The organism is Acinetobacter sp. NIPH 1852 (assembly GCF_022549455.1).
Taxonomy (GTDB): domain Bacteria; phylum Pseudomonadota; class Gammaproteobacteria; order Pseudomonadales; family Moraxellaceae; genus Acinetobacter.
Window position 1 is genome coordinate 43,417 of record NZ_JAKZGG010000023.1, and the last position, 9,444, is coordinate 52,860.

General features: G+C 41.4%; 7 protein-coding genes. 5 read left to right on the top strand and 2 right to left on the bottom strand.

Annotation, left to right across the window (positions count from 1 at the left end; all coding sequences use genetic code 11):
• Positions 1–287: 287 nt before the first annotated feature.
• Positions 288–2,213 (bottom strand): ATP-binding cassette domain-containing protein, encoded by a 1,926-nt coding sequence (locus tag MMO38_RS14985; protein ID WP_241324044.1) that lies wholly within the window; start codon positions 2,211–2,213, stop codon positions 288–290.
• A gap of 252 nt (positions 2,214–2,465) precedes the next feature.
• Between MMO38_RS14985 and MMO38_RS14990 the strand changes: the two genes are divergently transcribed.
• The 4 genes from MMO38_RS14990 to erpA all read left to right on the top strand — a co-directional run bounded on the left by MMO38_RS14990 (position 2,466) and on the right by erpA (position 6,638).
• Positions 2,466–3,467 carry a putative solute-binding protein gene (locus tag MMO38_RS14990; RefSeq protein ID WP_004672271.1) on the top strand — a complete coding sequence of 334 codons (1,002 nt, stop codon included), beginning with the start codon at positions 2,466–2,468 and terminating at the stop codon, positions 3,465–3,467.
• Positions 3,468–3,609: 142 nt separating this feature from the next.
• Positions 3,610–4,620, top strand: coding sequence for a putative solute-binding protein (locus MMO38_RS14995; RefSeq protein ID WP_241324041.1), 1,011 nt, complete (start codon positions 3,610–3,612; stop codon positions 4,618–4,620).
• Positions 4,621–4,906: 286 nt separating this feature from the next.
• Positions 4,907–5,911, top strand: a complete 1,005-nt coding sequence (locus MMO38_RS15000) for a putative solute-binding protein (RefSeq protein ID WP_004672275.1) — start codon at positions 4,907–4,909, stop codon at positions 5,909–5,911.
• A 391-nt stretch (positions 5,912–6,302) separates the two neighbouring features.
• Positions 6,303–6,638: an iron-sulfur cluster insertion protein ErpA gene (erpA, locus tag MMO38_RS15005; protein ID WP_004672277.1), complete on the top strand. Its 336-nt coding sequence runs from the start codon at positions 6,303–6,305 to the stop codon at positions 6,636–6,638.
• A 51-nt stretch (positions 6,639–6,689) separates the two neighbouring features.
• On the opposite strand, the gene MMO38_RS15010 is transcribed toward erpA, so the two are convergent.
• Positions 6,690–7,823 carry an anhydro-N-acetylmuramic acid kinase gene (locus MMO38_RS15010; RefSeq protein WP_005194336.1) on the bottom strand — a complete coding sequence of 378 codons (1,134 nt, stop codon included), beginning with the start codon at positions 7,821–7,823 and terminating at the stop codon, positions 6,690–6,692.
• 61 nt (positions 7,824–7,884) lie between these two features.
• Here MMO38_RS15010 and tyrS point away from each other — a divergent pair, with 61 nt between their 5' ends.
• Positions 7,885–9,117 carry a tyrosine--tRNA ligase gene (gene tyrS / locus MMO38_RS15015; RefSeq protein WP_241324042.1) on the top strand — a complete coding sequence of 411 codons (1,233 nt, stop codon included), beginning with the start codon at positions 7,885–7,887 and terminating at the stop codon, positions 9,115–9,117.
• Positions 9,118–9,444 lie beyond the last annotated feature (327 nt).

Consider the following 9,444-nt stretch of genomic DNA (forward strand, 5'->3'; position numbering starts at 1 on the left):
ATTGGAGTACAAAAATATTAAATGAATCACACCCTCAGGATTCATTTGTAAGAGATAACTTTACAATAATAGGGGCTTGAGTATATCGAGCCTGAAGCCAAAGCTCAATTTTTTGGGAATATTCCAACAGTTACTGTAACTGAGCTTGTTGAAAAAATCATGACATCTTAAATGGTTTTTCTTAATGATGAAGCACTTGAGAGATTGTTTAAGTTTTATGCTTGGCGATGAAAATGTAGTATCCACAGACGCGCTTAGATTCGAGCATCTATGGATACTTGATTAGATTAGTCTACAAAAGCGCTTTCTAACTCTTCTAACTCCATCATGAGCGTTAACAGTTGTTCTTCATGCAGCTCAAGTTTGGCTTTCAGTTCGTTTTGCTCATTCATTAATTTAATGAGGTCATCTTTACGATTTTCTTCGTACAGTGCAGTGTCAGCTAACAAATTCTCAATTTCGGCTAAACGAGGCTGAAGTTTCTCAATTTGTCCCTCAGTTTTCTCAATATTTTTACGGATCGGTCTTGTGAGTTCACGGTGGCGTACCGCAGCTTTACGTTGCGCCTCTTTATCTAGCTTTACCGATGTCATTTGAGTGGTCGATGTTTTTTGCAAGGCCTTTTGAGCATTGATTTGTTGCTGACGCGCTTCACGTAACCATTTGGCATAGTCTTGCAAATCTCCGTCAAACTCAGTGCATTTCCCCGCATGTACCAATAATAACTCATCACAGACACTGGTAATCAATTGACGCTCATGCGAGACCAATACCACAGCACCATTAAAGTCTTGCAATGCCATGCTGAGGGCATGGCGCATATCCAAATCTAAATGGTTGGTTGGCTCATCCAGAATCAGGACATTTGGACGCTGCCAAACGATCAATGCCAATGCCAAACGCGCACGTTCACCACCTGAGAAGCTTTCACAAGGGGTGTCCATACGTTCACCACTAAAGCCAAAACCGCCTAAAAAGGCACGTAAAGCGGCTTCACTGATGTGTTTATCTGCGATGCGAGCCAATTGCAGCATTGGGCTGGCATTTGCATCTAAGGCATCCATTTGATGCTGTGCAAAATAACCGATATTGAGCAGTTCAGATGCTTTGTATTCACCTGCCATTAAGGGTAAATCACCCACCAGTGTTTTGATCAATGTTGATTTACCAGCACCATTCATTCCCAACAAGCCAATACGAGAGCTTGGGGTAATTTGCAGACGAATCTTCTCCGCGATCATGGTCTCACCATAACCAATGCTGGCTGCATCTAGACTGAGTAGCGGCGAGCTCATTTTGGTGGGTTCACGAAAGCTAAAGGTAAAGGGGGTGTCGACGTGTGCAGGTGCAAGTTGTTGCATCCGTTCAAGTTGTTTGATACGGCTTTGTGCTTGACGTGCTTTCGTCGCTTGGGCTTTAAAACGATCAATATATTTTTGTAAATGTGCACGCGTTTCTTGCTGCTTTTCAAACGACTGTTGTTGTTGTGCCAAGCGTTCACTACGTGTGGTTTCAAAGGTTGAATAATTGCCTGTGTATAGTGTTAATTCTTTATTTTCAATATGCAGAATACGATCGCAAATGGCATCCAAGAAATCACGGTCATGTGAAATAAGAACCAATGTTCCTTCATAGGCTTTTAACCAGTCTTCTAACCATAAAATAGCATCTAAATCTAAATGGTTGGTCGGCTCATCTAGTAAAAGTAAGTCCGAACGGCTCATCAACGTGCGCGCCAAATTTAAACGCATTCGCCATCCACCAGAAAAACTAGAGACATTTAATTGGAGTTGGTGATCGAGGAAACCTAAACCCGCCATCAGTTGAGCGGCTTTAGCAGGGGCGGCATAGCCATGAATCTCATCAAAACGACCATGCAGATGCGCTAACTCATCATTGCTGAGCTGATCTGGATCGGCCAATTTTTGTTGTATTCCCCAACACTCTTCGTCGCCAGAAAGCACAAAATCGATTGCTGCCATTTCTAAGGCTTTAATTTCTTGCGCCATATGCGCCACGGTCCAAACCGCTGGACGCGTTAGATTGCCTTCATCTGCGACGACGTCACCTAAAAATGCGGCAAATAAAGTCGATTTTCCTGCGCCATTTACACCTGTAAGACCAATCTTCCAGCCTGGATGAAGCTGCATTGACGCTTTTTGAAAGAGGACTCGCCCACCACGGCGTAATGAAACTTGGTCAAATTGGATCATGAGCATGCAAAATAGCGATAGATTGCTGCATTTTAAGGTGATCGGGCGTGAATGCAAATTTTATCTTGTAGATGTGTGGCGGCTGACATTTTACAGCGGCTAAATGAGCGCTTAAAAATGTGATGAATATGATTAAAACTGATAAGAACCCGATGTATGTATATAAAAGCACTATGATTTTGATCAAAATTTGACTATATTCATTCGGTGCTGATGGAAAAATATGCAAAATAGTAAATAAGGGAAAACAAGATGAAAAAAGGATTTTGGGCATTGAGTGCCGCGACTCTATTCGTCATGAGCACGCAAGTGCAAGCAAAACAAAAAGTTTGTGTATTCGACTTATTGGGACGAGCGGGAGAGTCATATAAGCTGATTGAGGAGTGGCGACTTTCGGCTCAAACTTGGCAAGGGGATATCGAGCTTATTCCATATCAGGATGAAGAAAAAGCTGAGCGTGATTTTGATGCGGGCAAGTGTGATGGCGTGTACATGACCTCTATGCGAGCGCGGAAATACAATAAATTTGCAGGTTCGATTGATGCCGTTGGTGCTGTAACCAGTAATGCAATTGCGCAAAAAGCAATTTCTTTTGTACTTGATAAACGTAATCAGCACCGTCTAATCGCGACTTTAAATGGCGAAAAATTTGAGGTTGCTGGAATCATTCAAGTGGGGCTGGCTTATATTTTTGTACGCGATAAAAATATAAATACCATTGAAAAAGCCAAAGGTAAGAAATTTGCTTATTTACATTATGACCAAGCGCAAAAAACCATTGTTGAAAGTATGAATCTGATTGCTGTGCCCTCAAATATTTCAGACTTTGTGCAGAAATTTAATCGTGGTCAAGTTGATGTGATTGCAGCACCTGCTTATGCCTATAAACCCTTAGAGATCAATAAAGGTTTAGCCAATGGCGCATTATTTAATTTCCCTGTCGTGAATATTACTGGTGATTTAATTATTCGTCCTGAAAAATTCCCGACCGCTTTCGCAGTTCAATCTCGACAATGGTTTGTTCGGAAGTTACCTGCCAACTTTGCAATGGTGCAACGTCTAGAAGCTGGTATGGATGCCGCAAAAATTACCTTGTCAAATGATGACAAGGTGCGTTATCAAAAAATGTTACGTGATGGACGCATGAATTTAACCAAGCAGGGCGTGTATGATGCCACCATGATGAATGTACTGAAACGGGCACGGTGTACCGTTGAAAGAACCAATTTTGAATGTTCTTTAAGTGGTGAGTAAAATAAACTGGTTAAAAAATGACAAAAAATAGCAATACCGACACAAAAAATAGAGCATTAGCTCTATTTTTTTCCATAAAACATGATTAATATTTGCTTTGAACATGGAGTACAGACACATTAGTTTGTAGAGGGATGAAAAAATGAAAAAAATTGCATTAGCTGCGATCACCGCATCAATCGTTGGTTTTTCTGCTTCGGCGCAAGCAAATAAAGTTGAAGTTTGTGTATTTGATCTATTGGGTAGATCTGGTGAATCATACAAAATGATGCAGGATTGGGCACTGGCAGCCAAAGGTTGGGGTGCAGATGTTAACTTGGTTGCAATGACGGATGAGGCTGTTGCGGATAACAACTTCAAAGCAGGTAAATGTGATGCAGTTGCGATGACATCGATGCGTGCTCGCCCATACAATAAATTTGCGGGTTCAATCGATTCGTTAGGTGGTGTAACCAGCAATGAGATTGCACAACGTGCAATTACCTTTGTTTTAGATACACGTAATGCTGCAAAAATGACAACCAATTTGGGTGGCAACAAATATGAAATCGGTGGTATCGCGCCACTTGGTTCTGCGTATATCTTTGTACGTGACAAGAACATCAACTCAATTGAAAAAGCAGCAGGTAAGAAATTTGCGGTATTGGGTTATGACGATGCACAAAAAATCATGGTCCAACGCGTAGGTGCCCAAGCTGTACTTTCTGATATTTCGAACTTTGCTGCGAAATTTAATAATGGTCAGGTCGACATGGTTGGTGCGCCAGCCTATGCGTATAAGCCATTAGAGTTGAGCAAAGGTCTAGGTGCAAATGGTGCGATGTTTGATTTTCCTGTATTGCATGTGACTGCTGATCTTGTCCTTCGTCCAGAAAAATTCCCAGCTGGTTTTGGTCAAAAATCTCGTGATTGGCATGTGAAGCAACTACCGAAAGCATTTGCAATGATCAAGCGTTTAGAAGCTGAAATCCCAGCAAAATACAAAATGAAATTAAGTGATGAAGATAAACTTAAATATCAAAAATTACTCCGTGATGGTCGTATGGATTTAACCAAGCGTGGTGTCTATGATGCAAGCATGATGTCTGTGTTGAAGAGAGCACGTTGTTCGGTCGACAAAGCGAACTTCGAGTGCGCATTGCCGGGTGAATAATCAAATATTGCTATAGAGCATACTTAAAGCCTAGATTTATCTAGGCTTTTTGTTTTCTTGTTTGTGTCATTTCAGTCATTGTCTTTACTTGGAAAGACCGTAATCATAGCGATATAAGAATCAGATGAAATCGTGAAGATTTAAAAATATGTTTGATCAGGACGATGAAACACCATTAAATTTAAGCCCATATTCATTTGATGAACTTCGATTCGAGACTAACTCATTGTTTGGTTTTTTGATTTCATGCAACAACAATTAGCCTCGCTGCAAAGGAAAAAATAAAATGCCATGGTTTAAAACGTTTTTACTCGCGTCAAGCGTAGCAACATTTTCTCTGAGCACACATGCAAAACAAACGCTTTGTGTATTTGATTTGGTTGGAAGGAATGGCGATGTATACGCCTTGATGAAAGACTATCAACTTGCTGCGAAAGCATGGGGTGCAGACATTGAGTTACGTGTAGGACAAAATGAAGCCGTACTTGCTGAAGACTTTAAAGCAGGTAAATGTGATGCTGTCAGTATTACAGGGATGCGTGGTCGCCAGTTTAATCAATTTACAGGTTCACTTGATGCCATTGGGGCAATTACCGATTTAAAGTTTGCAGTCAAAGTGATGCAAGGTTTGTCGAGCCAGACCTTTGCCAAAGCAATGGTCAATGGTAAATATGAAGTGGTCGGTGTCATTCCGATTGGTGACGCTTATCTGATGGTCAACGATCGCGAGATTAATACGGTTGCGAAAGCTGCAGGAAAGAAAATTGCAGTTCTGGACTATGATGAAGCCCAGAAAATTATGGCGTCTCAAGTTGGTGCTCAGGCGGTGAGTTCAGACGTCACTAACTTTGGTGCCAAATTTAATAATGGCCAAGTGGACATCATTGGTGCACCAGCAGCAGCATTTAAACCTTTGGAACTGCATAAAGGTTTGGGTACTAAAGGCGCAATTGTCAATTATCCAATTTTACAAGTGACTGGAAATATTATTATTCGCTCAGATAAATTCCCAGAAGGGTACGGGCAAAAATCAAGACAATGGGTCAGTTCACAACTGCCACGTGCGGTTGATATTTTAGGCAAAATGAAAGCAGATATTCCACAAAAATACTGGATGGAAGTCCCTGCATCGGATAAACCTGGCTATCAAAAATTAATGCGTGAAGCGCGTATTGATTTAACCAAACGCGGTATTTATGACAAACGCATGATGAAATTGTTATGGCAGTTCCGTTGTCGTGAAGATGCCAAGAATTTTGAGTGTGGTTTACAAGATGAGAATTATAAATAATCTTGTAAAAAGTCATTAACTGCACTTTAAAACTTCAAAGACAGACCCGATATTGAGTATGCTATACTCAGGGTCTGTTGACATTTCACAGATGCTTGCGACAGAGAACATTTTTAGACGGTACAAGGCATGTTTTGCGAAATTTAGTCATTCTAAATGAGTAAGACATAACGCAGTAGCGGCAAAAAATGCCCCTGTCCCGCAGGGTTATGGCTAAAACTTCCCCAAACTTCGTTATGAAACTTGACAAGGGGATCGCCATTGTCTGTGTTTCATGCCTTGTTTGAGTCGTTTTAGCCTATAACGCAATGCATGGCTGAAAGGTCAGCAGACCCTGTTATCGGGTCTTTTAATTTGTTAAAGACGTATTGAAGTCTGAGGAATATCCACCATGAACGCCCAAGCTCTCGAATTGTCAGATAATGCTGCCAAAAAAGTTCGCCAATTGCGCGAAAGTGAAGGGAATGACGACCTCATGCTACGTGTTTATGTCACGGGTGGCGGTTGTTCAGGATTCTCTTATGGCTTTAATTTTGCTGAAAGCGTCAATGAAGATGATGCTGAGTTCAGCAACGGTGATGTCAAAGTTTTGGTCGACTCGTTAAGCTATCAATACTTAGTTGGGTCAGTGGTTGATTATCTTGAAGGATTGGAAGGTTCTCGTTTTGTGATACAAAACCCGAATGCGACGACCACTTGTGGATGTGGGTCATCTTTTTCGATCTAATAAATGCTTGTTCTCGAAAAAGCTTCTCCGATTGAGAAGCTTTTTTATTGCTTATACCGCCGTCATCGTGCCTAAAATACGATCGCCTGATGCGCCTGTGACGGCTGGTAAATTGCCACTGAGCTGTTCAACGAAGCGCATTGCCAGCCAAGCAAAAGCAGTTGCTTCGACCCACGTGGGCGCTAAACCAAGCACATCAGTTGTTTGCACTGACCAATTATGTTTACGTAAACGCCAGCGTAATTGTTCAAGTAGAAATGAGTTATAAGCCCCGCCACCACAGACATAGACCTCACCTGTCGGCATCAAATCTTTGCTTCGATAAATCGCTTTCTTGATCGCACGTGTGGTCAGTTTCATTAGTGTGGCTTGGACATTTTCAGGTGTATCTTCGAGTTCTTCATATTCGAGATCATTGCGCCAATCGCTGATTTGATCATCTAACCATTCAAGATTAAAGTCTTCACGACCCGTACTTTTTGGTGGTTCTTTAGAAAAATATTCATGTGTTTGTAAACGATCAAGTAGTGAGCGAATCGGTTGTCCATACGCGGCCCAATCGCCATTTTCATCATAGGGATGACCCGTATGGCGATGACACCATGCATCCATGAGAATATTGGCAGGGCCTGTATCAAAACCATAAACAGCGTTTGGATTGTTCGCAGGCAGCATGCTGACATTGGCGATACCGCCTAAGTTCAAAATGACACGATGGATACTGTCATGTTGAAATAACGCTTGATGGAATGCTGGTACCAATGGTGCACCTTGTCCACCCGCAGCCATATCACGTCGACGAAAATCGGAAATAACAGGGAGCTGGGTGATCTCAGTAATAATGTTTGGATCACCAATTTGTAAGGTAAAACCATATTCAGGACGATGGCGAATAGTTTGCCCATGTGAACCAATTGCTTTTATTTGCGTTCGATCTAAATGATTCTTTTCAATCAGCGCATTAATGCCATGCCCAATCATTTTCGCTAAAGCAACATCCGCTTTGCCCATACGATCAATTTCATTGTCATCTGGTAGCGTTAATGCCATGAGTTCGTCACGTAACTCAGGCTCAAAAGGTACTGTTAAAGTGGCATGTACGGTTAAAGGTTCAAATGAAGTTGCAACAATATCAACACCATCCATGCTTGTGCCTGTCATTACACCAATATAGATTGCGCTCATGTACAACTTCCCCTGCAAGACGCTGAAAAAATGTTAGTATATCGCACAAATTGAATAACTGATGTGTTTAGGTTTTGTGATGTCAAATTTCTTGCCAGCCGAAGAACAGCTTGCTCTCATTCAACGAGGCACGCACGAGATTATTTCTGATGAAGATTTACTGAAAAAGCTCAAAGAGAATCGTCCACTGCGTGTAAAAGCAGGCTTTGACCCAACGGCTCCTGATTTACACTTAGGGCATACGGTGCTGATTAATAAGCTTAAAACTTTTCAAGATTTGGGACACGAAGTGACCTTCTTGATCGGTGACTATACTGCGATGATCGGTGACCCATCTGGGAAAAGTGCGACCCGTCCGCCGTTGTCTCGTGAACAAGTTGAAGCCAATGCCAAAACTTATCAAGAACAAGTTTTTAAAATCTTAGATCCAAACAAAACCAAAGTACGCTTTAACTCGGAGTGGTTTAATCAAAAAACTGCGGCTGATTTGATTCAATTGGCAAGTCAACAAACCGTATCTCGTATGTTAGAACGTGATGACTTTACCAAGCGTTATAACAACCATCAGCCTATTGCGATTCATGAGTTCTTGTATCCGTTAGTCCAAGGTTATGACTCCATTGCACTTGAAGCAGATGTGGAGTTAGGTGGAACAGACCAAACTTTTAACTTGCTGATGGGGCGTACTTTACAAAGTCGCTATGGTCAAGAATCACAAGTTTGCATCACTGTGCCGATTCTTGAAGGTTTAGATGGTGTCAATAAAATGTCTAAATCTTTGGGTAATTATATTGGTGTATTTGACACACCGGGTGCGATGTACCAAAAAATCTTGTCGATGCCAGATAGCTTGATTGAACGTTACTTTGATTTACTGAGCTTTAAATCACTTGATGAAATCAAAATTTTACTTGATGAAATGGCAGCAGGACGAAATCCACAGGAAATTAAGCGTATCTTGGCGCTTGAACTGGTCGAACGGTTCCATGATGCGGAAGCGGCTGAAAATGCGCATAAGAGCGCAGGTAACCGTGTTACTGAAGGTGAAGTACCAGAAGATACGCCTGAAGTGACCATCTCACGTGGTGAGTTTGGTGGCGAGTTATTTATTGCAACGATTTTGCGTGTGGCAGGTTTAAACGCGAATGCGGCGGCTGCAAAAGATGCGGTTGGTCGTGGTGCAGTTAAAGTGGATTGGAATGTGGTCGATATGAGTTTCTCTGTAAAAGAGAATGTCACTTTAATCATCCAATCGGGTAAAAAAGCAATTGCACGCGTCACATTTACCGACTAAATCAAATAGAAATAAATAAAAAGCAGGCCTTGAGCCTGCTTTTTATCCATAAATAGATGATAAAAACAACGGAAACACCGAATTAGTAGAAAAAAGAAACAAGCGAAAGGGAAAGTTAAAAAAAGGGGTTGTGTGGAGTTAGAAATGCTGTAGAATGCACATCCATCGGCGGTGATGCAGATAAAAACTTGTTGAGAAACAAGGATTTGGATTGAAAGATTTGAATCTTGTATTTGAGAATAAGTTTTAAAAATATCTAAATTGCCTGTTGACTTTTAAGAGATTAAGAGTAATATAGCCGACCTAGCTTGATGGTGACGAATCATC

Excerpts from the sequence above, each read along its gene's own strand:
- MMO38_RS14985 (WP_241324044.1), bottom strand. The coding sequence starts at position 2,213 with ATGATCCAATTTGACCAAGTTTCATTACGCCGTGGTGGGCGAGTCCTC.
- MMO38_RS14990 (WP_004672271.1), top strand. The coding sequence starts at position 2,466 with ATGAAAAAAGGATTTTGGGCATTGAGTGCCGCGACTCTATTCGTCATG.
- MMO38_RS14995 (WP_241324041.1), top strand. The coding sequence starts at position 3,610 with ATGAAAAAAATTGCATTAGCTGCGATCACCGCATCAATCGTTGGTTTT.
- MMO38_RS15000 (WP_004672275.1), top strand. The coding sequence starts at position 4,907 with ATGCCATGGTTTAAAACGTTTTTACTCGCGTCAAGCGTAGCAACATTT.
- erpA (WP_004672277.1), top strand. The coding sequence starts at position 6,303 with ATGAACGCCCAAGCTCTCGAATTGTCAGATAATGCTGCCAAAAAAGTT.
- MMO38_RS15010 (WP_005194336.1), bottom strand. The coding sequence starts at position 7,823 with ATGAGCGCAATCTATATTGGTGTAATGACAGGCACAAGCATGGATGGT.
- tyrS (WP_241324042.1), top strand. The coding sequence starts at position 7,885 with ATGTGTTTAGGTTTTGTGATGTCAAATTTCTTGCCAGCCGAAGAACAG.